General features: G+C 38.3%; 21 protein-coding genes and 1 other annotated feature. Of the genes, 6 read left to right on the plus strand and 15 right to left on the minus strand.

The window, feature by feature from the left end:
- Positions 1–101 precede the first annotated feature (101 nt).
- The 7 genes from fba to HW423_RS03710 form a co-directional block, all read right to left on the minus strand.
- A complete protein-coding gene (fba, locus tag HW423_RS03680) occupies positions 102–959 on the minus strand; it encodes a class II fructose-1,6-bisphosphate aldolase (protein ID WP_218930600.1) in 858 nt (285 codons plus the stop codon).
- 519 nt (positions 960–1,478) lie between these two features.
- Positions 1,479–2,756 carry an MFS transporter gene (locus HW423_RS03685; protein ID WP_218930601.1) on the minus strand — a complete coding sequence of 426 codons (1,278 nt, stop codon included), beginning with the start codon at positions 2,754–2,756 and terminating at the stop codon, positions 1,479–1,481.
- A 78-nt stretch (positions 2,757–2,834) separates the two neighbouring features.
- Positions 2,835–3,473, minus strand: a complete 639-nt coding sequence (gene pyrE, locus HW423_RS03690) for an orotate phosphoribosyltransferase (protein WP_218930602.1) — start codon at positions 3,471–3,473, stop codon at positions 2,835–2,837.
- Between the two features lie 25 nt (positions 3,474–3,498).
- Positions 3,499–4,215, minus strand: coding sequence for an orotidine-5'-phosphate decarboxylase (gene pyrF, locus HW423_RS03695; protein ID WP_218930603.1), 717 nt, complete (start codon positions 4,213–4,215; stop codon positions 3,499–3,501).
- 257 nt (positions 4,216–4,472) lie between these two features.
- Complete coding sequence (locus tag HW423_RS03700; RefSeq protein WP_218930604.1) at positions 4,473–6,086, minus strand: CTP synthase; 1,614 nt, start codon at positions 6,084–6,086, stop codon at positions 4,473–4,475.
- 155 nt (positions 6,087–6,241) lie between these two features.
- On the minus strand, positions 6,242–6,907 hold the full coding sequence (gene rpoE, locus HW423_RS03705) for a DNA-directed RNA polymerase subunit delta (RefSeq protein WP_218930605.1): 666 nt from the start codon (positions 6,905–6,907) through the stop codon (positions 6,242–6,244).
- 40 nt (positions 6,908–6,947) lie between these two features.
- On the minus strand, positions 6,948–7,367 hold the full coding sequence (locus tag HW423_RS03710; RefSeq protein WP_218930606.1) for a DUF1934 family protein: 420 nt from the start codon (positions 7,365–7,367) through the stop codon (positions 6,948–6,950).
- A 99-nt stretch (positions 7,368–7,466) separates the two neighbouring features.
- Between HW423_RS03710 and HW423_RS03715 the strand changes: the two genes are divergently transcribed.
- Entirely contained in the window at positions 7,467–8,321 is an 855-nt protein-coding gene (locus HW423_RS03715) for a lipoate--protein ligase family protein (protein WP_218930607.1), read from the plus strand.
- 10 nt (positions 8,322–8,331) lie between these two features.
- Positions 8,332–9,729: an HD domain-containing protein gene (locus HW423_RS03720; RefSeq protein ID WP_218930608.1), complete on the plus strand. Its 1,398-nt coding sequence runs from the start codon at positions 8,332–8,334 to the stop codon at positions 9,727–9,729.
- Positions 9,730–9,982: 253 nt separating this feature from the next.
- Here the strand turns inward: HW423_RS03720 and HW423_RS03725 are convergent, their stop codons facing one another.
- From HW423_RS03725 to HW423_RS03745, 5 genes are all read right to left on the minus strand, one after another.
- The gene (locus HW423_RS03725) at positions 9,983–11,173 is read right to left on the minus strand and encodes a M20 metallopeptidase family protein (RefSeq protein WP_218930609.1); all 1,191 of its coding nucleotides are present in this window, start codon (positions 11,171–11,173) and stop codon (positions 9,983–9,985) included.
- A gap of 38 nt (positions 11,174–11,211) precedes the next feature.
- Positions 11,212–12,084: a MetQ/NlpA family ABC transporter substrate-binding protein gene (locus HW423_RS03730; RefSeq protein WP_218930610.1), complete on the minus strand. Its 873-nt coding sequence runs from the start codon at positions 12,082–12,084 to the stop codon at positions 11,212–11,214.
- Positions 12,085–12,188: 104 nt separating this feature from the next.
- Positions 12,189–13,097 carry a MetQ/NlpA family ABC transporter substrate-binding protein gene (locus tag HW423_RS03735; RefSeq protein WP_218930611.1) on the minus strand — a complete coding sequence of 303 codons (909 nt, stop codon included), beginning with the start codon at positions 13,095–13,097 and terminating at the stop codon, positions 12,189–12,191.
- 23 nt (positions 13,098–13,120) lie between these two features.
- Positions 13,121–14,038 (minus strand): MetQ/NlpA family ABC transporter substrate-binding protein, encoded by a 918-nt coding sequence (locus tag HW423_RS03740; protein ID WP_218930612.1) that lies wholly within the window; start codon positions 14,036–14,038, stop codon positions 13,121–13,123.
- A 25-nt stretch (positions 14,039–14,063) separates the two neighbouring features.
- Positions 14,064–14,990 carry a MetQ/NlpA family ABC transporter substrate-binding protein gene (locus HW423_RS03745; protein ID WP_218930613.1) on the minus strand — a complete coding sequence of 309 codons (927 nt, stop codon included), beginning with the start codon at positions 14,988–14,990 and terminating at the stop codon, positions 14,064–14,066.
- A 99-nt stretch (positions 14,991–15,089) separates the two neighbouring features.
- Positions 15,090–15,354 (minus strand) — a binding site (T-box leader).
- Positions 15,355–15,455: 101 nt separating this feature from the next.
- On the opposite strand from HW423_RS03745, the gene HW423_RS03750 reads away from it, so the two are divergent.
- The gene (locus HW423_RS03750; protein ID WP_218930614.1) at positions 15,456–16,625 is read left to right on the plus strand and encodes an aminotransferase class I/II-fold pyridoxal phosphate-dependent enzyme; all 1,170 of its coding nucleotides are present in this window, start codon (positions 15,456–15,458) and stop codon (positions 16,623–16,625) included.
- Positions 16,626–16,786: 161 nt separating this feature from the next.
- On the opposite strand, the gene HW423_RS03755 is transcribed toward HW423_RS03750, so the two are convergent.
- Together HW423_RS03755 and HW423_RS03760 are read right to left on the minus strand one after the other, a co-directional pair.
- Positions 16,787–17,938: an NADH-dependent flavin oxidoreductase gene (locus HW423_RS03755; protein ID WP_218930615.1), complete on the minus strand. Its 1,152-nt coding sequence runs from the start codon at positions 17,936–17,938 to the stop codon at positions 16,787–16,789.
- A gap of 30 nt (positions 17,939–17,968) precedes the next feature.
- Entirely contained in the window at positions 17,969–18,973 is a 1,005-nt protein-coding gene (locus tag HW423_RS03760; RefSeq protein ID WP_218930616.1) for an MsnO8 family LLM class oxidoreductase, read from the minus strand.
- A gap of 176 nt (positions 18,974–19,149) precedes the next feature.
- On the opposite strand from HW423_RS03760, the gene HW423_RS03765 reads away from it, so the two are divergent.
- The 3 genes from HW423_RS03765 to HW423_RS03775 all read left to right on the plus strand — a co-directional run bounded on the left by HW423_RS03765 (position 19,150) and on the right by HW423_RS03775 (position 21,235).
- Entirely contained in the window at positions 19,150–19,869 is a 720-nt protein-coding gene (locus tag HW423_RS03765; protein ID WP_218930617.1) for a YebC/PmpR family DNA-binding transcriptional regulator, read from the plus strand.
- Positions 19,870–20,027: 158 nt separating this feature from the next.
- Positions 20,028–20,480 carry a hypothetical protein gene (locus HW423_RS03770; RefSeq protein WP_218930618.1) on the plus strand — a complete coding sequence of 151 codons (453 nt, stop codon included), beginning with the start codon at positions 20,028–20,030 and terminating at the stop codon, positions 20,478–20,480.
- Between the two features lie 158 nt (positions 20,481–20,638).
- Positions 20,639–21,235 (plus strand): nitroreductase family protein, encoded by a 597-nt coding sequence (locus HW423_RS03775; protein ID WP_218930619.1) that lies wholly within the window; start codon positions 20,639–20,641, stop codon positions 21,233–21,235.
- Between the two features lie 44 nt (positions 21,236–21,279).
- Here HW423_RS03775 and HW423_RS03780 read toward each other — a convergent pair whose 3' ends face one another.
- Positions 21,280–22,614: an MATE family efflux transporter gene (locus tag HW423_RS03780; protein ID WP_218930620.1), complete on the minus strand. Its 1,335-nt coding sequence runs from the start codon at positions 22,612–22,614 to the stop codon at positions 21,280–21,282.
- Between the last annotated feature and the right edge of the window lie 28 nt (positions 22,615–22,642).

Genomic DNA, 22,642 nt, shown 5'->3' on the forward strand with positions numbered 1-22,642 from the left:
GCAATTTATTCTCTATCTATAAATTATCAGACAGAAAAACCCGTTCTAACCAAGATAAATCTCGGTTAGAACGGGTTTAGTTTAGTATTGGGAATGAATTATTAAGCTTTGTTTGAAGATCCAAACATATCCATTGTTTCTTTAGTTGTCGCAATAATTGCATCTTTACCAGGTGCGATTACTTTACGTGGATCATATACTTTATCATCCGTGTTTAATTTTTCACGAACAGCTTTTGTCCATTGTTGTTGTAATTCAGTGTTAACGTTAATTTTAGCGTGTCCAAAGCTAATTGCTTTTTTAACTTGGTGTTCTGGAATTCCTGAACCACCGTGTAATACTAAAGGCATACCAGTTGCTTCAGAAATTTCTTCCATTTCTTTGAAGCCTAATTTTGGTTCGCCATCGTAAGTTCCGTGAACTGAACCTAATGCTGCTGCTAAAGCATCAACGTTAGCTTCTTGTACTAAACGTACACATTCAGCTAAATCAGCATAAGCAACTCCACCGATAACTCCGTCTTCTTCTCCACCAACAGTTCCAACTTCACCTTCAACTGAAGCACCGTGTTGATGAGCATATTCAACAACTTGTTTTGTCATCGCAATATTGTCATCGATTGGGTGATGAGATCCGTCAATCATTACTGATGAGAAACCAGCGTCAATTGCGTCTTTACATGTGTCAAATGAAGATCCGTGGTCTAAGTGTAGAGCAACTGGTACTGTAATGTCCATTGTTTCCATTAAAGCGTTAACCATTGCTGCAACAACTTTAGTTCCACCCATATATTTAGCTGCACCTTCTGATACACCTAAGATAATTGGTGAGTTGTTTTCTTTTGCAGCTGTTAATACAGCTTGAGTCCACTCAAGGTTGTTAATGTTGAATTGTCCTACAGCGTACCCTTCTTCTTTTGCTTTGTTTAACATATCTGTCATACTTACTAAACGAGTCATGCTTAAAATTCCCCCTATAATGTTATATTATGCGTTTATTATACTCCAAAAACAGCGCTATTGCTAGTAAATAAGCACATTGGCGCTATGGCGTGGTTTGTAGGCATTTTAATTGAACTTTTTTCACTTATTCATATAGGGGGTTAAATTTGGTTAGAGATTATTTTGTAATTTTTGATGATTTGAAAATATAAAATACTCACGGTTGGTTTTATTTTCACTAAATATTAAAAAACAGCGTTTAGCTTATGACAGAGTGTTAGTAGAGGTACAATAGTATCAGGACGACGGATCGCACATGATACCGTTGGAGCGAAGCGACTGACGGAATCAGTAGATCAGCGAGACGGAAGCTCAATCACAAGGTAACGCCGAAGTGATTAGCTGGAGCCGTTCCACTACGGTCACCGAAACTAACGCTCTGGAATAAGCGGGGTTACCATTATATTCTTTGCAATATTAACCCCCAAAAAACATAAAAAGAACCTAGCTTTTCAACTAGATTCCTTTAATAAATTTTTATGCTTCAGCTAAGCGTTTGTTGTTTTTAACTGTTGTCGTACTTGTGTCGATATCCACTTTATTGTCCAATGTTTTATAATTATCAGCCTTCAATTGAGGTAATGTAATCATGAAACCGAAACTAATAATGTACAGCCCCGCTAAGAAAAGCATTACTAAAGGTACACCTGACATATCTAAGATGTAACCAATGATGACTGACGAGAATCCTCCAACAGCACGTCCCACATTCAAGATTGTGTTATTCGCAATCGCACTGATTTTGTAAGAGTATAAGCGTGTAATAACCGCTCCGTAACCTGCGAACATTCCGTTCACAAAGAATCCAACGATAGCTCCACCGATTAAGATAGATGTTGCGCTATTAGCAAAAGTGAATAAATATACTGCCACGGCAGAACTTATTAAGAAGATTCCGTAAGCTAAGCGCGGGCCAATTCGGTCTAAGATTTGCCCGAAGACAAACATTCCGATACACATACCGATGATTGTTGCGATCATCCAAGTTGAAGAACCACTGACACTGACGCCAATATTTTGTTGCATCATTGTTGGTAACCAGTTCATCATACCGAAGTAACCTGCGATTTGAACAGTTGTCATAACCATTAAAACGATTGTTTGATACGATGTTTTTCGGTCTTTGAATAAATCTTTAATGCTACCTTGTGCTGATTCATCATCTTCATCTGAATAACTTTCAATATGTAATTCTTCTTCCTTAACTGTACGACTCACCCAAACCACGATTAAAATTGGAAGTAAGCCGAACAGGAATAGTCCGCGCCACCCGAACATTGGAGCAATCAATCCTGCAAGTAGGGCTGAAGAAATGGAACCGATTTGGCCAACTATTCCGTTTAATGAACTGATGCGTCCCATTTTTTCATTTGGCACGAGTCCGGCCATGATTGAGATCGCCACACCATATTCACCACCGACACCAATCCCGGCAATAAAACGCATTGCGTATAAGTAATAGATATTATTTGTAAAGAAGATTAACCCTGTGGCAATTGAAAAGATTAAAATTGTCCATTTAAAAACTTTTAGTTTGCTGTAACGGTCTGCTAAGATTCCAAATAAAATTCCTCCGAACAACATACCGAAGTTTGTAATAGTCGCAATCCAGCCTGCTTGTGCTCCTGAGATACCTAATTGAGAAATGATTGTAGACATCGAAAAGGCTAGGAACATGACGTTTAAATCATCGGTTCCTGACGCGACGATGGCTGATATTAAAGCGTTACGTTGTGATTTGTTTAAGTTTTTCATTTTGTATAATCTCCTTTAATGAATGCTCTCGGCATTCTTTATTAAAATTGTTATAGATGACTATAGGGACAGAGTTTTCTATGCTTCAAACTGTTTTGACCATTTTGCAGGATCTTGATACCACTCGACTAATGTGTCATAGTAGGCTTTTAATTTCGGATCGCTGACAGCATATTCTACTAGTTCGCGGTAGTTTGTTAATGTTTCAAGTGAGTATTCAACTTCACTAAACGCTTGTTGTCCGCTTTCTAACATGTAGTTAAAGATTGCGGCGCAACCGATAACTTCACCTCCAGCCTGTTCTACTTTTGAAGCGGCATCCAATACACTTCCACCTGTACTAATTAAATCTTCGACCATGACAACTTTGCTGCCTGGTTTAAGGTAGCCTTCGATGGCATTTTCCTTTCCATGGTCTTTCGCACTTGATCTGACATAAATCATTGGTAGGTTTAAGATATTAGCAACAAAGGCCGCATGCGGAATACCGGCAGTGGCAGTTCCGGCGATGACTTCAACGCCTTTAAATTGAGTTTTAATTAAATCTGCTAAAGCTTGTTCGATAAAGTCACGTGTTTCTGGGAAACTCATGATTAAACGATTGTCACAATAAATTGGGGCTTTGAGTCCACTTGCCCAAGTATAAGGTTGGTCTGGTTTTAAGTTTACGGCTTCAATCGCGAGTAATTTTTCTGCTACGTGTTCTGATACTGACATATTCAAATGATTCATTCCCTTTCAATTATTTTAATTCGGCTTGCCATTCTTTTAAGATATATTGATAGGCTTCTACCGGGTCAAGCGCTTGCGTGATCGGTCTTCCCACAACGATATAGTCACTGCCGTTTTTGGCTGCATCTCTAGGTGTCATAATCCGTGTTTGGTCGTCGTTTGATTTTGAAGTCAGACGAATGCCAGGCGTGATAGTTAGAAATTTGTTTGATGTTGCCTCTTTAATTAACGATGCTTCTAAGGGCGAACAAACAACGCCATCTAAGCCAGCCTTTTGAGTGAGTGTCGCATAATTTTGGACACTGTCTTGAATGGCTCCTAAGATTTGTTGTTCTTCATTCATCTGAGTTTGAGAGGTTGATGTAAGTTGTGTCACAGCGATTAGTAAGGGTTTGTGGTTATTCAAAGCCCCTTCCTCCAGGCCTTCTTTGGCTGCTTGCATCATCTTTACTCCGCCACTGGCATGCACATTTACCATATCAACACCACTTTGAGCGAGTACTTTCATGGCACTTTTGACGGTGTTTGGAATATCATGTAATTTTAAATCTAGGAACACGCTGTGTCCTTCCTCTTTTAAGTATTGCACAAAATCCATCCCAGTTTTGTAAAATAGTTCCATACCGACTTTTAAGTTTAAAGATTCGTTTTTAAATAGATTTAGAAAAGCAATGGCTGCCTCTTTAGTGGCGAAATCTAGTGCAATGATTGGTTTTTGTTTATTCATTATCTCACCTTTCATTCATTATTTTAATCGAGAGTACAAAAAAACGACCGATAACAGATCATGTTACCGGTCGTTTACGACGTGAAAGAGTGCATAACGATAGTGTTCCCTTGCATTGTACAAAATGGGTTCACTATTAATCTCTATAAAATGCATATAAAGAAATCAGTTAGCAACACTTTCGCGTCTCACGGAACACGATTAAAGCTTTACTACTTTTATGGAATTATAGTGATTATTTACACCAATGTCAATTGTTATTTGCGATTGTTTTGATGTTCTAAACTTGCTTCAATAAAGCCTTTAAAAATTGGTTGTGGACGGTTTGGACGTGAAGTGAATTCTGGGTGGAATTGAGGTGCCACAAAGAATGGGTGGTCTTTCAATTCAATAATCTCAACTAACTTCCCGTCGGGACTCACACCTGAGAATGACATACCGTGTTCGCTTAAAGCTTCACGGTACTCATTATTAAATTCGTAACGGTGACGGTGACGTTCTTCAATCATTTCGCTTCCGTCGTATAAGTCACGAACTAATGAGCCTTCTGATAATTTTGCAGGGTAAAGACCTAGACGTAATGTTCCACCTAAAGTCATATCTTCTGTTTGATCTGCTAATAAGGCAATGATTTTGTGTGGTGATTCTGGGTCTAATTCTGAAGAATGTGCCCCTTTTAAGCCAACAACATTACGCGCAAACTCAACTGTCGCTAATTGCATACCTAAACAAATACCAAAGAATGGTACTTTTTCTTCACGAGCGTAACGAATGGCTTCAATCTTACCTTCAACACCACGTTCACCAAAGCCACCTGGCACTAAAATACCATCAACATCTCTCAAGTATGAATCTACGTTGTCTGCGTTAATATCTTCAGCATTAATCCAAGATAATTCGATATCACTATTGTGGTAGAATCCAGCATGTTTTAATGCTTCTACTACAGATAGGTATGCGTCAGGTAATTCAACGTATTTACCTACTAGACCGATTTTTACTTTGTTCTCTAGATGTAGAACGCGTTGTTCTAATTCTCTCCAACCAGTCATATCTGCTTCAGGTAAATCAAGACCAAAGTAATCTAAGACTAATTGGTCCATTTTTTGCTCTTGTAAGCTTAATGGGATTGTATAAAGAGTTTCAACGTCACGTGATTCAATCACCGCGTCCGTTGTTACATCACAGAATAGAGCTAATTTATCTTTAATACTTTGTGGTAATGCCTCTTCAGTTCTCACTACTAAAATGTTTGGCTGAATACCTAATGATCGTAATTCTTTCACACTATGTTGTGTTGGTTTTGTTTTTAATTCTCCTGCTGCTTTTAAGTAAGGAATTAAAGTTGTATGAATGTAAAGAACATTTTCGTGTCCGATTTCTGTACGCATTTGACGTAGTGCTTCAATGAACGGTAGTCCTTCAATATCTCCAATTGTTCCACCGACTTCAGTGATAACAACGTCAGCGTCAGTTGTTTCTGCTGCACGCATAATTTTGTCTTTAATTTCGTTTGTCACGTGTGGTATAACTTGGACGGTTGCGCCATTATATTCACCTTGACGTTCTTTACGTAGAACTTCATCGTAGACTTTACCGGCTGTGACACTTGAGTATTCATTAACATTAATGTCGATAAATCGTTCATAATGGCCTAAATCTAAGTCAGTTTCTACTCCATCATTTGTTACAAAAACCTCTCCATGTTGATATGGACTCATTGTACCTGGGTCAATGTTTAAGTATGGATCGAATTTTTGAATATTAACTTTCAATCCTCTGTTCTTAAGTAAACGTCCTAAAGACGCAGCGACGATACCTTTACCAATTGATGACACAACGCCACCTGTAACAAATATATATTTTGCCATTATTGTAAGCTCCTTTTTATATATTTTCGGGATATAAATAGAAAAGCCCCCTATTCCGATGGAATAGGGGTGCTAATTAAGTAGATTGACCTTCCTCTTGAAAGGTGCCCAATTTAGATAATACGATAACTTTGTCGTTTCGTCAATAAAAAATTTTAGTCTTCGTCTTCTTCCTCGAAAACTTCGTCTTCTTCATCTTCAAAATCATCATCATCGATATCTTCATCATCGATATCTTCATCAAAGTCCTCGTCGTCTTCATCAAGTTCTAGATCATCGTCACCTAGTTCAGATAAATCACGTGCATAGACACCAAGTTCTTGGTTGTCGTCTTCGTCATCTTCTTCGTCTTTAGCGATTGGAACAACTTCTTCGACTTCATCTTCTTCATCGTCAAAGTCTTCTTCATCATCATAGATATCATCTAGATCTTCTGGATCATCATCGTTGTAGTCAATCATGTCGTCATTTTCGTCAAACGCATTTAGTTTGCGTTTTTTCTTGCGTCTGCGACGACGTGGTAAATCTTCATCATCAATTGAACTTACAATTTCTTCATCGATTGAATCGATGGGATACCAAGCGCGTAGTCCCCAACGGTTATCTCCTAATGAAATGAAGCGTCCATCAATATTGATGTCTGTATAAAAGCGTGTCATTTTCGCTTCCATCTCTTGTTCGCTTACATTTAAATAATCTTGAATCGCAACCATTAATGCAGTGAAATCATAGACATCACCTGTCTCTTCAAGGATTGCATGTGCAACTTCAATCGAAGAAAGTTCTTCAATATTTTCATTCTCAAATTGTTTTAAAATCAAAGCTTCCACTTCCTTCCTCGTATTCTAATATATTACCGATTTAATTACGATAATGCAATTGAAATTCATAGTCTCCGAGCGGTTCTTCGTTAATTAATACTTGGTATTGAATCATTAACTTCACACCTGTTTCTGTTTCAGAAAATTGAACTTTTTCGGTCTCAACTGCTAATTCCCATAGTCCTTGCGGTGTCATATAGAATGTATATGTTTGTTTAGATGGATTAAACGTTAATGTATATTGCGGTTGTTTAATCTCTGCTATCAGATGCCCTGCGTCACGTTGAGTATACCACTTTACTTCAATTGGAATATCTTCGCGGTCGACGTAGGAGATTTTTGAAAAAGTCTTTAAATCAACTAACTCTCCTTTAGTCTCTAACAACCATTCATCTTTATGAGCTTGCTTATGATAGCGAATCTTTTGATCAACTTCAAGATAAATATTTTTTCTCTGCACATTTTCACCACACAATCTATAGTTATTTACTATTATAATCGATTTTTTGTTATAATTATACATAACTATAAAATAATTACAAAATGAAGGAAGGTTTCTATGCTTTCAAATCAAGAATATATATCATCCCAACAATGGCTTGTATTTTCAGAACAAGACAATCCATCAAAAATGGATCCAAACAGTGCACTCAGTTACCAAGACAGCTTCATCCGCTGGGTTCCAACTCTAAACGATGACGCTCGTAAACCTTATGGTGTCGTACACTTCTATCCATTTGACTATCCAACTATCCTACTTGGGGCAAAAGATACTCGTCTGCCAGAACTGGGCAATGCGAATAATTATCTCGTTGACCTTGGATACACACTAGTTCAACGTCCTCATGGTGGCTTAGCTGTTGTTAATGACCCGGGTGTCATAAACTTTGGACTGGTGAGTGATAATCGTCATTTTGACTTATCGATTGATCATGCTTACGAGCAAATGGTTGCTTTAGTGGCGCAGTCCTTAGAGCCATTCGGCGTCAAAGTAGAAAGCTATGAAATTCCAGATTCTTATTGTCCTGGAAAATACGACTTAGTTGTCAACGGGAAAAAAATTGGTGGCATTGCGCAACGTCGCTTCAAATCTGGTGTCACAACGGCTGCTTACTTAAGTGTCAATGGTGACCAACAGGCACGCGCTGAATTACTCCAGGCTTATTACCGTACAGGTGAAGCGGGTAGTGACTATCCTTTAATCAATCCTAACTCAATGACAACGATTGAAGCAGTCATCGGTGAACCAATTCAAGTCGCTGGATATCAAAAATTATTAATTTCAACGATGGAGAAATACGGTTCACTCTCTCAAGGCGACTATGAAGACCCTGAATTAAAAGCTTTATACGAAAAAGCATTCGACAAGACAGCCGCTCGGTCATACAAAATCCAACCGAATCAATTACCTTAAGGAGTTAATGATGGCTACTAATAATGAAAAATATCAATTACAAATCTTGCCTCGAGAGAAAGTGTTTCGCGATCCCGTTCATGACTACATTCATATTCAAGATTCGATTATCTTAAAGTTAATTGATACGGTCGAATTCCAACGTCTGCGTCGAATTCGTCAACTTGGGACGTCTTCTTACACCTTCCACGGTGCAGAGCATAGCCGTTTCAACCATTCTTTAGGTGTGTATGAGATTACACGTCGCATCATCAACAATTTTGTACGAAATTATCCTAGTCTCGAAGCCGGTGATGGCTTATGGGACGATAGCGAACGTCTTGTTGCCTTATGTGCGGCACTTCTGCATGATATTGGTCACGGGCCCTTCTCACATACGTTTGAAGGGATTTTCGGTACCGACCATGAAGTAGTCACTCAAAAAATTATTATGTCACCCGATACTGAAATTAATCATGTATTGAAGTTAATGGGTGATGATTTTCCAGAAAAAGTTGCCAGCGTCATTAATAAAACTTACTCTAATCAGCAAGTCGTTCAATTAATTTCCAGTCAAATTGACGCTGACCGAATGGATTATTTAATTCGCGACGCCTATTATGCTGGCGTGAGTTACGGTGCTTTTGATATTACTCGAATTTTGCGTGTCATTCGGCCATTCAACAACCAAATTGTCTTTGATTTCTCAGGGATGCACGCAGTTGAACACTATATTGTGAGTCGCTATCAAATGTATATGCAAGTGTATTTCCACCCCGTTTCACGCGGAATGGAAGAAGTGTTACGTAACTTACTTGCTCGTGCAAAATATTGTTACGACCAAAAACCGGAAACAATGACACATTCCATTGATTTGTTGATTCCTTTCTTAGAAGGTGAATGGGATTTAGATGACTATTTACGTCTAGATGACTACGTTTTAAGTAGTTATTTCTCACATTGGTTACTTGAAGATGACGACATATTGAAGGATTTAGCATACCGTTTCTTAAACCGGAAACCGTTCAAGTCACTCTTATCAAGCGATGACCAGCGTGATGAATTAACGTCTTCAATTCAAAACGAAATGCGGGCTGAAGGCTTTGACCCAGAATATTACTTTGGTGAAAATAGTTCCTTTGACTTGCCCTATGATTTCTATCGCCCTGACTCAACAAGTACGAGAACACAGATTGATTTCTTAACAAAGCAAAATCAAGTTGTCGAATTATCACAAGTCAGTGCCTTAGTGCAGTCGTTAACCGGAGTACCGCGTGGAGAGCAACGCTTGTATTATCCTCGCGAAGTCTTACACACGATACTTAAAATCCCTGAAGCAGATTTAACACCTGATCAGGAAAAAATAATCGCTGCTTATAATGAAGAGACAAATGATGTCACGTTTAATATTCAACAGAGATTATTTTAAGATTTATGGCTTGGATTAGAGCATATTCCCCAGCACTTTTGGTTGTATAACCGGAATTGTTGGGGATTTTGTTTGTGGTGGGGCGTGAGCGTGTCCCTGAGATTTTCTCAAGGATAGTTTGGTGCCCTGAATAGTTCTTAGGGATCCTTTTCGGCGTTTCGTGTCCCTGACTTTTTCTCAAGGAAACATTTTCCATACACCTGATTTCCCCTACCAAAAAAAGGATACGCCACAATGACGTATCCTGTATAATCTAAGCTTGATTCAAATAATCTAATGCGAATTCAACGTGGAAGGATGCCATGATTGGTAATACATCTTCATCTAAATTGAATTTCTCGTGATGCAAACCGTATGAAGTTTCTTCAGAACTACTTACCCCAACGCGAGCATATGTTCCTGGGATTTTTGTTAAGAAGTCCGCAAAGTCATCTGAGCCCATACTTGGCTGGCTTTGTTTGATGACGTTTGCTTCTCCGACAATTTTCACTCCCGCACGTTGGGCACGTAATGTTGCATCCTCGTCATTAATGTTTGGCGCTGCAGCCGGATAGTTTTCAAACTCAATCGTTGCACCAAATACTTTCGCAATATCATGAGCAGTTTCTTCTATCTTAGCTAAAAAACGTTCGCGTGTTTCATGACTTAATGTACGTAATGTCCCCTCGATTTTTGCATGATTGGAAACAATATTATAACGCGTACCTGAAGTGAATTTTCCAATTCCGATCACTGCTGGTTCTAAGGGATTCAGTAAGCGGGATACTAAGTTTTGTAATTCCGTTACAATATTTGCTCCGGCAGCTAAAGCATCAACGCCAGTATGTGGGCGGGCAACATGGGCACTTTTACCTATGACGTTAATTGTAAAGATATCACAAGATGCCATAGTAGGTCCTGACACTGCTTGAATGGTACCGACTGGTAAGGCTGGGTCTACATGCATACCAAACACTTGACCTACGCCATCTAATAGACCACTTTCGATAAATTGGTACGCACCGCTCCCAATTTCTTCTGCTTGTTGGAAAGCCACTAAGACAGTTCCAGCAAACTGTTCACGGTGTGATGCTAAATAAGCAACCGCACCAAGAAGCCCTGAGTTGTGGGCGTCATGACCACACGCATGCATTATCCCTTCATTTAATGATGGGAAATCGTGACTAGTCGCTTCTGTGATTTCTAAGGCATCAATATCCGCACGCAGTAATACTTTTCGCTCGCGTTGGCTTTGGGTCGCATCATTCTTTGTTCCTGTAATCGTCCCTAAAGTTCCTGTTTCACCTACTTTTTCAAAAGGAACATTGAGATCCGTAAGTATTTCTTGGATTTTCTCAGCTGTCTTAAATTCTTTTAAACTAGGTTCAGGATGTTGATGGAAATGACGACGCCATGTTACGATTTGTTCTTTATTTGCTTGAATTTCTGGAATAACTTGTACCAATTTAGTTCCTACTTTCTATTGCCTTTATTACTAAGTTTCTACTCTGCCACTTCTGTGACCGTTTGATTCTCAATATCAACGTCGTATTCTCTGAATACTGGGATTAATGAACCGTCACTTGATTCTTTAATAATTTCAGCGATTTCATCTGTTTGGAATAACTCAACGATTTTTAAATATAATGGGTTGTCTTTGTCTTCTTCACGGGCTGCAATCACATTAATATACATCGGATTCACATTATCTAAATTATGAGCATCCGCAAAAATCGCATCTGAAACTTTAAGTCCTGCATCTGAAGCAAAACCAGTATTAATAATTGCCGCATCAACATCTTGCAGTACTACAGCTGCCATCGCTGGGTCTAATAATTCAAACTGTAAATTTTTGGGATTATCTAAAATGTCTTTCTCTTCTGGGAAAATGCCCGCCGCCTCATCGACATCAATTAACCCAGCAATTTCTAAGGCTTGAAGCGCGCGTCCATAAGTTGATGGATCGTTTGGAATCGCTATCGTTCCGCCATCTGGAATATCTTCCACTGACGTGTGTTTATCAGAATATAAACCTAAAGGCGTAATTAATGTATTCCCTATCGGTGTAATTGTTCCATTATTTTCATCATTCCAAGAAAATAAAAACGGATACCCTTGCGTAGCGTTTAAATCTAATGAGCCATTTTGTAAGGCTTCATTTGGTTGATTGTAATCTGAGAATAGCACCAGTTCAATTTCAATGCCTTCTTGTTCTAGCGCATTTTCAACGACAACATCCCAATAATCATAAGCATTTGAACTGGCTAAGCCTATCGTTACTTTCTCACCTTCAAATTTCCCTTGGGCAGAGGCTTGAATTGGTAAAAAGCTTGCGATAGTAATGATTGTTAAGGATGAATATAATAATTTTTTCATTGCAAACCTCCATTTTTTATTAAAAAAGCGTAAGTAATATCTACAACCACTTTCTTCATTGTAGCTTACTTACGCTTTAAGTTTGTTCCTTTTAAAGTGTTTGACTATTCAGCTGACTCTTCTGATTCTTCCGTTGTTTCTTCTGATTCAGATGAATCTGATCCTTCTTCTTCGCCTTCTTCAGTCCATGCTGGAACATCTCCACCGTTACTTGCTTCAGCTAATTTCTCAGCAACTTCGTCTGTTTGGTATAATTCTACAACTTTAGCAAATAATTCGCTGTCTGCGTTGTCACCATTTACTGCGATAATGTTTTTGTAATCATCTGGTAAGTCTGCAGGATTTTCTGCATCTAGGAAGATAGCATCTTCAACACTTAAACCGGCGTCTAAAGCAAATGTGTTATTAATAACTGCCGCATCCACATCTGGTAAAGCTTGCGCAATTTGTGCTGCTTCTAATTCTTCAAATTGAATATTTAATGGGTTATCAGTTACGTCTGCAACCGTTGGTAAAATACCTGCTTCATCATCGACTTCGATTAAGCCAGCTAATTCTAAACCTAATAATGCACGTCCACCGTTTGTTGGGTCATTAGGAATTGCGATCACTGCATCTTCTGGGATCTCTTCAATTGAAGTAATTGATTCAGAATACACTCCTAATGGTGTAACATATGAGAAACCTAAAGCTTCTAGGTTACCATCATTTGCTTCATTCCATTCGTTTAAGAAAGCTACGTGTTGGAAAGCATTTAAATCTGTTGATCCGTCTTGTAAAGCAACGTTTGGTTGCACATAGTCTGTAAATAATACTAATTCTAGTTCAATACCTTCTTGCTCTAAGGCTTGTTCTGAAACAAATTCCCAAACTTGTTCTTCTGCTTCACTTACGACACCAACGGTTACTCTTTCGCCTTCAAATTCACCTTGAGCTTGAACTGCTGAAGTTGCTCCAACTAAAACACTACCCGCTAATGATAATACACCTAATGATTTTAAGAATTTTTTCATGATAAATCTCTCCTTTTTTATGATTATTCAGTATCTTCTGTTGATTCTTCACTTGATTCTTCTGATCCATCTGTACTTTCAGCAGGCTCATAGCCTTCCCATGCTGGAATACTTCCACCGTTACTTGATTCAATAATTACTTCTGCTACGTCAGCCGTTTGGTATAGTTCTACGATTTTTAATAGTAATGGACTTTCAGCATCTTCAGAACGTGCCGCAATAATATTACGGTAAGTATCACTTAACTCTTCGGGTGTATCTGTATCTACGAAGATAGCATCTTCTGTTACAGATAAACCTGCGTCTTCTGCATGACCTGTGTTAATAATCGCTGCCGCAACATCTGGTAATGATTGTGGAATTTGAGCTGCATCTAATTCGATAATTTCTAGATTTAATGGGTTTTCAGTAATATCATCAATCGTTGGTAATACGCCTACAGCGTCATCTACTTCGATTAATCCTGCGATTTCTAAGGCTAATAAGGCGCGACCACCGTTTGTTGGGTCATTAGGGACTGCGATACTGTCACCATCCACAATTTCTTCAACTGATGTAATTTTGTCTGAGTATAAGCCCATTGGTGTAACTAAAGTAAAGCCTAAGTTCACTAAATCTTCGTCGTTCGCTTCGTTCCAGTTTTCTAAAAAGGCAACGTGTTGAAAGGCATTTATATCTAAAGACCCATTCGCTAAAGCTTCATTGGGCTGGTTATAGTCAGTTAATAGTGTGACATCAATCTCAATACCTTCTTGTTCTAAAGCTTTTTCGGCAACATAGCCCCAAACTTCTGCACCATTATCTCCAACAACACCAACGTTGACTTGCTCGCCTTCAAATTCTCCCGAACTTTCTTGTGCAAATGCCACTTGAGTAGCTGGCGCTAGAATGAGTGAACTTGTCAGGGCAACTTTTCCTAACTTCTTAAGTAATTTTAACATAGCACTTTTCTCCTTTTATCTTTGACTATTCAGCATCTTCTTCCGTTGACTCTTCGCTACTTTCTTCTTGACTTGTTTCTTCGCTGCTTGCGTCTTCAGCGTTTTCTCCAATTACTGGCGCATTTTCCCAGGCTGGTTTGTCACCATTGTTAGTTGTGTCATATAAAGCTTGAGCGACTTCTTCAGATTGGTAGTACTCAACAATTTGTAAATATAGGGCATTGTCTTGATTTTCTTCAAGGGCTGCGATGACATTTCGGTAAGCTTCATTTAATTCTTCTGGATAATCCGCGTCAACGAAGATAGCTTCGTCTAAGCTCAGTCCCGCATCTGTCGCAAAGTTAAGGTTGATGAATGCCGCCGCAACATCTGGTAATGATAAAGCTAATTGGGCTGCGTCTAATTCTTCAAATTCTAAGTTTAATGGGTTATCTGTAATATCATTGACTGTTGCTAAAGGCCCCACTTCATCATCTACTTCAATGACACCCGCCAATTCTAAACCAAGTAAAGCACGTCCACCGTTTGTTGGATCATTTGGAATAGCAATTGTATCGCCTTCTTGTAAGTCATCTAAAGATTCGATGTTTTCTGAATATGCACCCATAGGTGAAACAAAGGTATAACCAATTCCAGTTAAACTTCCGCCATTCGTTTCATTCCAGTCATCTAAAAAAGCGACGTGTTGGAAGGCGTTTAAATCAAGGGAACCGTCTTGTAATGCAATGTTTGGTTGAACATAGTCATTGAATAAAACTAAATCAATGGTGATTCCGTCCTCTTCTGCTTTCTCAACAACGACATTCCAGACTTCTTCTGAGGGTCCAGGAACAATCCCGACCGATACTTCTTCCCCGTCAAATTCACTTTGTGCGTGTACCGGAGCACTTGAACCGACAAATAAACTCGCTGCTAATCCGACAACACTTAAACCTTTTAACCATTCTCTCATTTTACCCTCTCCTTGTTTACTAATATATTGACCATTCTATTATTTGACAAAAATATGACTTGCGACATAAAATTAACTACAAAAAAACCCCCATCCTATGAAAAGGACGAGAGTATAAACTTCGTGTTACCACCTTAATTTGTCATTTCATCACTGAAATAACCTCTACCAGTACATGTGTTTAAAATACAATAACCATATACTGTGGCATCTCTAACGGGTGCATCCGTTCATCCTTATTGCGTTACGCATTCAGAATGACCGCTCAGTAGCCATTTTCAACCGATCGTCACTTACTCACTTTCACCAAGCGTGAGCTCTCTAAAAAGTTTGATTGATTTACTTTCCACATCAAAGCGTTTTATTTATCTGTTGAGACTATAATAGTACACAAATTTTACTTTGTCAAACATTTTATTAAAAAATATGTTAGACTTAAGCATATCATTAGAGGAGTTGATGAGAATGGATTATAAAAACATTAATAAACACTTACTAAACACGTCGGAGAATCTCATCCGTCTTTTTAACGACCAAATCAGTCACATTGAAGATTTGTTATTTTTTAATGTTGGTGAACCGGATTTTCCGACACCAGAAAATATTAAACAAGCAGCGATCAAATCAATCAATGCTGATCAAAGTTTCTATGCCCATTCTCGAGGGGTGTATGAACTGCGTGAAGCGATTCAGCGTTACTTGAAACGTAAATATGATTTGGATTATTATCCAGATAATCAAATCATCGTCACAGCTGGCGCAACCCAAGCTTTATACCTGGCGGTGACTGGCTTAGTTAATCAAGGAGACGAAGTGTTGGTCGTTGATCCTAATTATGTTATATATAATACTCAAATTTCTTTATCGGGCGCAAAAGCTGTTGCCATTGATGTTAGTTCAACTCAATTTAAGTTAACACCTCAATTATTAAAAGAAAACATTACTGATAAGACAAAAGCACTGTTTTTAAATCACCCGACAAATCCTACGGGAGTTACTTATACTGACGATGAGATTAAAGCCTTAGCTGAAGTCATTAAAGAGCAGCAAATTTATGTCATCTCAGATGAAGTGTATTCAGAATTTAGTTACGGATCTAAACATACGTCGATGGCAAAATTTGTACCTGAATTAACTTTATTAATTAATGGAACGTCAAAATCTCATGCAATGACTGGCTGGCGTTCCGCTTTCTTAGCCGGACCTGCAGAATTAATTAACTCAATCTACCCACTACATCAGTCAGTTCTGACAGCGATTAGTACTCAAATTCAATACGCTAGTATCGAAGCTTACGACAATAGCGATGCCGAAATTCAACGCATGTTAGAAGATTATCAAGCACGCCGTGATTTTCTTATCGAAGGGTTAAGTGAATTGGAATATGACTTCATTATTCCTGAAGGTGCTTTTTATCTTTTCAGTAAAATTCCAGCTTGGTATGAAGGTGACGATTACCAATTCTGTCTAGATTTAGCCCATGAAGTTAAAATCGCTGTCACACCTGCTCAAATATTTGGTGAGGCAGGTCGCGGACACTTTAGAATCAGTTATGTTTCAAGTATGGCCAATTTAAAAATATTACTCGAACAACTTAAAGTCTTCGAAACGTCTTATAAAGAAAAGAAAGCATAGATATAGCAAAAGCACTCAACCCGGGTTGAGTGCTTTTTTGTAATTTTATACTGGTCCTATAATCATGGACAACACGATATAAACGGATTTCATTCGTTTACTAAATTAATTTCTATCATAATAAACGCAGTCATGCTATGCCACTATCTTGGAGTTAAATCTTACTTTTCAATTTGTTCGATTGTTTCTTTGGGAACGGACCCATTTCCTTTCAATGCCCCAACCATCATATAAAATCGCTCTGGCAAGGCTAAGTCAGAAATATCATCCACGTGCAAGGTAACAGCGTCCTCAGCGCCTGCTTTTAATTTCTGCATTAAATCTGGTTCGACAATCGCTGCTGATCCCATCGCAAGAATATCTACATAATTTAGCGCTTCTAACAACTTATCAGGACTTGTTAAATCCCCAGCGCCAATAAGTAATGTGCGATCGGCCAATAATTCGCGGACAACTTCATTAATTACTTCACCTTTATGCTCACCGAGACGGGCTTTGTTTTTAAAGCCTGTAGGTCCAAATTGAGACACATGAATATAATCCACACCCAATTCAGCTACTTGGTCAATTAAATATAAGGCGTCATCAAGGTTATAGCCGACGATCTCGCCATGAATTTCTTCCGGACTTATACGGTAACCTATGATGAAATCATCTTTAGCGTGTTCATTTGCTACTTCTCGAACGGCTTTAACTACAGCTAAAGGAAAGGCTGCTCGTTTCTCTCGACTTCCGCCCCACTCATCCTCACGTTCGTTCGATAATTCTGAGAAGAATTGTTGAATTAAATAATGATTCGCCCCATGAATTTCAACACCATCAAAACCTGCTTCGATCGCACGTTTAGTAGCATCTGCAAAGTACTGTACAAATTCATAAACTTCTTCGTTTGTCATACCAGTGACTGGATAATCTAAGAAAACAAAGTCTTTTGTACTAGGCCCATACACTTTTTCTTCATCTTGATAGGAATACTTAGCTTGGCGACCTGGATGAAAAATCTGAAGCATTGCTTTTGCACCCTGTGCTTTCATGGTACTGGCTAATTTCTTCATACCAGTTATGTGCTCATCTGATTGGATGCCTAAACCATAACCAAAAGCATTACCAAATGGTCCTACATTCGCTGCTCCAGTTAATAATAAGGCTCCTGTTTGATTGCGTCGTTCAAAATATTTTAGATCATCTTCACCAACAAAGCCGTCGTAAGTTGACCCTGCTGCCACCATTGGTGCCATCGCAAATCGCGATGAAAGCTGACTACCATTAGGAAGGTTTACAGCTTGGAATAGTCTTTCATATTGCTGATTCATTAAAATTGGATTCCTCCTTTAGGGATTGCTTTATATTTTATTGAACATTTTCGCGAGGTGTTTGTATGAATTTAAGCGTTCATTCTCACCATGAATTGGTGCATAAACCATTAATTCATCGATACCTAATAATTGTTGTTCTTCCTCTAAGATAGATTGAACTTTCTCAGGTGTTCCTTTAATTATGAAGCGTTTATCATAACGATTATTTAAGTAATTTAATTCTTGTTCAGAAAATTTATAATCTTTCAGCTCTTCGGGACTGACATTTTTAATCATACGTCCGCGTGATAAGGCCAATTGTGATAGTTCCATAGGTTTGGCCAAGTAATCAGCTTCTTCTTGTGTATCAGCCACGACAATTAAATAACTGACCATCACAGATGGTTTTTCAAAGAAACGGCTCGCTTGAAACTCATTGCGGTACTGTTTGAATACTTCAGGGTCTGTTTCTAAACCAAAGAATTTCGCAAAACTATAGCCTAAGCCCATTTCTCCCGCTTTACTCGCAGATTGACCAGAAGATCCTAACATCCATGGCTGCGTTAAAGTTGATGTCCCTTGTGGCATCGCGTTCGTTCTTCCGTAATAGCCATCTGCTTGTTGGTCTGATAAGTAATCCAGAATGATTTCAATCTTGTCGTATTGATCATCAAAAGAGTTAGGTTTACCTTGTGCCAGTGCAACAATTTCATTCGGACCACTTCCGGGTGCACGTCCGAGTCCAATATCAATGCGGTCGGGAGCTAATGCTGTTAACGTTTTGAAGTTTTCTGCTATTTTCAACGGTGAGTAGTGCATAATCATTGTCCCACCCGTACCTAAGCGGATTTTTGACGTCACCGCAGACATATAAGCTGCCAATAATTCTGGCGATGAACTTGCGTGGGTCGGTGAGTTATGATGCTCTGCAAACCAATAGCGTTTGTAATTTAACTTTTCTATCTCTTGAACAAAGCGCTTTGTTCGCTCAAATGCTGCCTCAGGGGTTTCTCCGTCATTTAATGTAACTAAATCGTGTACGCCTAATTCCATATATATCGTCCTCTCATATTAAATATTCTTATCTTTATTGTAACAAGTGAATAAAGAAAAAGATTGTTATATGCTTTAAATTTAAGGGAATACTGCTTTATCCTAGGTAGTTATTTTACAATTAGGTGGTTTCATTATATGATTACTTAGATGATACTAACAAAAGGAGTGATTAGGTGGCTGGGCATTCAAAATGGAAAAATATACAAAAACGAAAAAATGCACAAGATTCTAAAAAAGGGAAAATCTTCCAAAAGCTATCCCGTGAAATTTATGTAGCTGCAAAAAATGGTGGCGATCCAGATTTGAATCCGTCATTACGTCTCGTACTTGATAAAGCAAAAAGTGCGAATATGCCAAACGATAACGTTGAGCGAGCAATTAAGCGCGCAACGGATTCGGCTGATGGCGCAAACTATGATGAAGTTGTTTATGAAGGTTATGGACCGGGCGGGATTGGTGTCTTAGTTTATGGACTAACAGATAACCACAACCGTACAGGAACAAATATCCGTACAGCTTTTAATCATAATGGTGGTAACTTAGGTGAGAAAGGTTCTGTCGCTTTTCAATTTGAACGTAAAGGCTATATTGCAATTGAACGTGAAGGTTTAGAAGACGACGAAGATACTTTAATGATGAATATTCTTGAAGCGGGAGCCGAAGATATGGAGATGTCAGAAGACGTTGTTGAAGTTTACACAGCTCCAACTGATTTTACTGCTGTTCGTGATGCTTTAGCTGAAAACTACACATTAGCTCAATCTGAATTAACGATGAAACCAAATATTTCTGTGCCACTTGATGAGGCACTTGTAGAAGAATTTGAAGCTATGATCGATATTATTGAAGATGACGATGATGTCACAGATGTTTATCATAACGCAGAGTATTAATAATCTTTAAATCATTAGGCCAGTGAGGTGCGCATGCATGTTGCTGGTCTATTTCTTTACTCATTTTAAATGGTTAATTGCACATTTATCTATATCATTAGCAGTCTACTTGGATTAGCTTTATACTTTACTAAAGCTATTCGAAAGAGGTGTTTGTAATGGGAACTTACTTTAAAATCAAAAGAGGGAAATTAGCTACAGCTATTTTCTTAATTATCGGCTCAGTCTTTACTTGGAACGGAGCCACATTTTCCCTTGTCCTTTTCCCGATGCTCGGCCAAGACAACTTTGATAATCAGTTAAGCATCATTGCGTTTATCCCCCTGATTTTTTTAATTATCGGACTCATTCTTTTGGGTTACTCGATTTATTCAATTGTCAACGCAACGTATATCACGGCTAGTGAGGATACAATTCAATATCATAAGGAGACTTATGATGTTAGTCGTATTCACCGTTTTGTCTATCGTTCTCGCTTTATTCGAAGAAAACGCGGAAATGATCATACTGAAGAAATAGTCATCGAAGTTGATGATGGTGCGATGATTATGAATATAACGAATAAAAACATGCGGACTAAGAAAGTCTTAGAGTTATTCAGACAGCATTAACCAAATATTCCCCTCATTACGGAATAAAATTTACGAACTAATCGACAATTTCGCCTTTGTGTCTATTATCTCGAATTAGAGGTTTACATTCATTCAAACACCCTTTATAATATGAAAAGTAAGTTAATTATTTAGAAATAGAGGAGAATTTATTTGTTATGGCAGAATTTAAAAATGTAATCAAAAGCCGTCGCTCAATCTACGCTTTAGGTACAAACAGCGAGTATTCCATCGAAGAAATCGTAGCTACAATCCGTGAAACTCAAAAAGATGTTCCTTCAGCTTTCAACAGCCAAACATCACGTTTAGTTGTTTTAACTGGTGAAGCAAACACTAAACTTTGGAACTTAATCTTAGATGTTCAAAAAGAAGTTTTAGACCAAGCAACTTGGGACTTCATGTCACCAATTATGGAAGGTGCTAAAAACGGTATCGGTACAGTATTATTCTTCGAAGACCGCGATGCAGTAGCTAAAATGCCTACTCAAGGTCAACGTACTGAAGCTTACAAACAAAACAACTCAGCTAACTCACAATACGCTACTTGGTTAGCATTAGCTGAAATGAACTTAGGTGGATCACTACAACACTTTAACGTAGGCTACGAACAAGGATTTGACAAAGGAATCCGTGAATTATTCGACTTACCAGAATCATACGAATTAGTGGCTCAAATGCCATTTGGTTCAGTTGAAAAAGGTGCTGGTGAGAAAGAATATATCGATTCAGAAGTACAAGTTCAATTAATTAAATAATTTAAATAACAAACCCCCATCGTTCAATTGATGGGGGTTTTTACTTACGCTAGTCTGCTAAGTGACTTACGTAAAATATATAATGCGAATATAAATGTCATAACTTCAACAATCATCATCGTGAGCCACACACCGATGAGGTCAAACCACAAGGCCATCACAAGTAGCACCGGAATGATTAAAATAAAACCACGCATTGCCGATAAGATGAGCGAAGATCTCGCTTGATTGATTGCTGCCAAGTAATAAATCACAACAAAATTCATTCCCGTAAATAAGAATGATATAAAGTATAACGGAATCCCTTGAAACGCAATCAGTGCCATCTCTTTATTTTGTTCACTATTAAAAATTGTCACTAACCCATCTGGGAAAAAGAAACCTATCCCAAAAATGATTAAACTAAGGAATACCGCCGCAATGAGCGCAAGTTTTAACACATGTTTTAATTCTTTCGAATTTCCTTGCCCTAAGAACTTACTTGCTAGTGGTTGAAAACCTTGACCTAAGCCTGTAAATAAAGCAATGACTATAATATTAATGTTGGCAATAATTGCATAGGCTGATACAGCAATATTTCCAACCAATCTTAATAAGACAATATTGAATAAAAACATCACGACGGCTGAAGAGAACTCGTTAAAGAATGAAGAAAAGCCCAGACTCACAATATCTTTAAGTTTCCTAATTTGCATACTTACTTTATTAAAGTGCAAGTGATGATCAACCCTGCGCCAGTGTAAAGTTGCCACTAGAATCGACGTTACTGGAGAGAACACTGTCGCCATTGCTGCTCCTTTTAACTCCATTTGTAAAGGGAATATAAAGAGGTAGTCTAATACGATATTCACTAAGCCTCCTGTTAACATCGCAAACATCGCAAGACGTGGATTATTATCATTTCTTAAAAATGAAATAAAGACAAAATTGACCATAAACAGTGGTGAAAAGAACATCAATATATCATAATAGCTTTTCGCTAGAGGATACGTCCCTTCATTCACACCTAAAAATCGCAAAATGGGTTCCGAGAACAGACTCGTCATCGCCACAAATACAATTGCAGCACTAATTGTAAACATTAAAGTCATATTAAATAAACGGTTCGCATCAGCAAATTGCTTCTTACCAAGGGCAATCGCAAATACAGTTGCCCCACCAATTCCAAACATCCAACCAATCCCATTAAACACATTAACCATTGGTAATACAATATTTAAAGCGGCTATACCCCGTGAACCGACACCATTTGCGATAAAGAATGTATCCGCAAAGATAAACAGCGATTGTCCCATCATACTCAACATCGCTAAGGAAACATAGTGCATAAACTGCTTTCGCGTCCTTGACGCTTGATTACTCAGACCTACCAAATTCATTTCCCCCTCAAAAAAGGCCCCCTCCCTT

Origin of the sequence: Ruoffia halotolerans (assembly GCF_014049385.1) — a bacterium.
GTDB classification, from domain to species: Bacteria; Bacillota; Bacilli; order Lactobacillales; family Aerococcaceae; genus Ruoffia; species Ruoffia halotolerans.

What these genes read in the sequence shown, in the direction of transcription:
- fba (WP_218930600.1), bottom strand. Translation starts at nt 959, where the DNA reads ATGACTCGTTTAGTAAGTATGACAGATATGTTAAACAAAGCAAAAGAA.
- HW423_RS03685 (WP_218930601.1), bottom strand. Translation starts at nt 2,756, where the DNA reads ATGAAAAACTTAAACAAATCACAACGTAACGCTTTAATATCAGCCATC.
- pyrE (WP_218930602.1), bottom strand. Translation starts at nt 3,473, where the DNA reads ATGTCAGTATCAGAACACGTAGCAGAAAAATTACTCGCGATTGAAGCC.
- pyrF (WP_218930603.1), bottom strand. Translation starts at nt 4,215, where the DNA reads ATGAATAAACAAAAACCAATCATTGCACTAGATTTCGCCACTAAAGAG.
- HW423_RS03700 (WP_218930604.1), bottom strand. Translation starts at nt 6,086, where the DNA reads ATGGCAAAATATATATTTGTTACAGGTGGCGTTGTGTCATCAATTGGT.
- HW423_RS03715 (WP_218930607.1), top strand. Translation starts at nt 7,467, where the DNA reads ATGCTTTCAAATCAAGAATATATATCATCCCAACAATGGCTTGTATTT.
- HW423_RS03720 (WP_218930608.1), top strand. Translation starts at nt 8,332, where the DNA reads ATGGCTACTAATAATGAAAAATATCAATTACAAATCTTGCCTCGAGAG.
- HW423_RS03730 (WP_218930610.1), bottom strand. Translation starts at nt 12,084, where the DNA reads ATGAAAAAATTATTATATTCATCCTTAACAATCATTACTATCGCAAGC.
- HW423_RS03735 (WP_218930611.1), bottom strand. Translation starts at nt 13,097, where the DNA reads ATGAAAAAATTCTTAAAATCATTAGGTGTATTATCATTAGCGGGTAGT.
- HW423_RS03740 (WP_218930612.1), bottom strand. Translation starts at nt 14,038, where the DNA reads ATGTTAAAATTACTTAAGAAGTTAGGAAAAGTTGCCCTGACAAGTTCA.
- HW423_RS03745 (WP_218930613.1), bottom strand. Translation starts at nt 14,990, where the DNA reads ATGAGAGAATGGTTAAAAGGTTTAAGTGTTGTCGGATTAGCAGCGAGT.
- HW423_RS03750 (WP_218930614.1), top strand. Translation starts at nt 15,456, where the DNA reads ATGGATTATAAAAACATTAATAAACACTTACTAAACACGTCGGAGAAT.
- HW423_RS03755 (WP_218930615.1), bottom strand. Translation starts at nt 17,938, where the DNA reads ATGAATCAGCAATATGAAAGACTATTCCAAGCTGTAAACCTTCCTAAT.
- HW423_RS03760 (WP_218930616.1), bottom strand. Translation starts at nt 18,973, where the DNA reads ATGGAATTAGGCGTACACGATTTAGTTACATTAAATGACGGAGAAACC.
- HW423_RS03770 (WP_218930618.1), top strand. Translation starts at nt 20,028, where the DNA reads ATGGGAACTTACTTTAAAATCAAAAGAGGGAAATTAGCTACAGCTATT.
- HW423_RS03775 (WP_218930619.1), top strand. Translation starts at nt 20,639, where the DNA reads ATGGCAGAATTTAAAAATGTAATCAAAAGCCGTCGCTCAATCTACGCT.
- HW423_RS03780 (WP_218930620.1), bottom strand. Translation starts at nt 22,614, where the DNA reads ATGAATTTGGTAGGTCTGAGTAATCAAGCGTCAAGGACGCGAAAGCAG.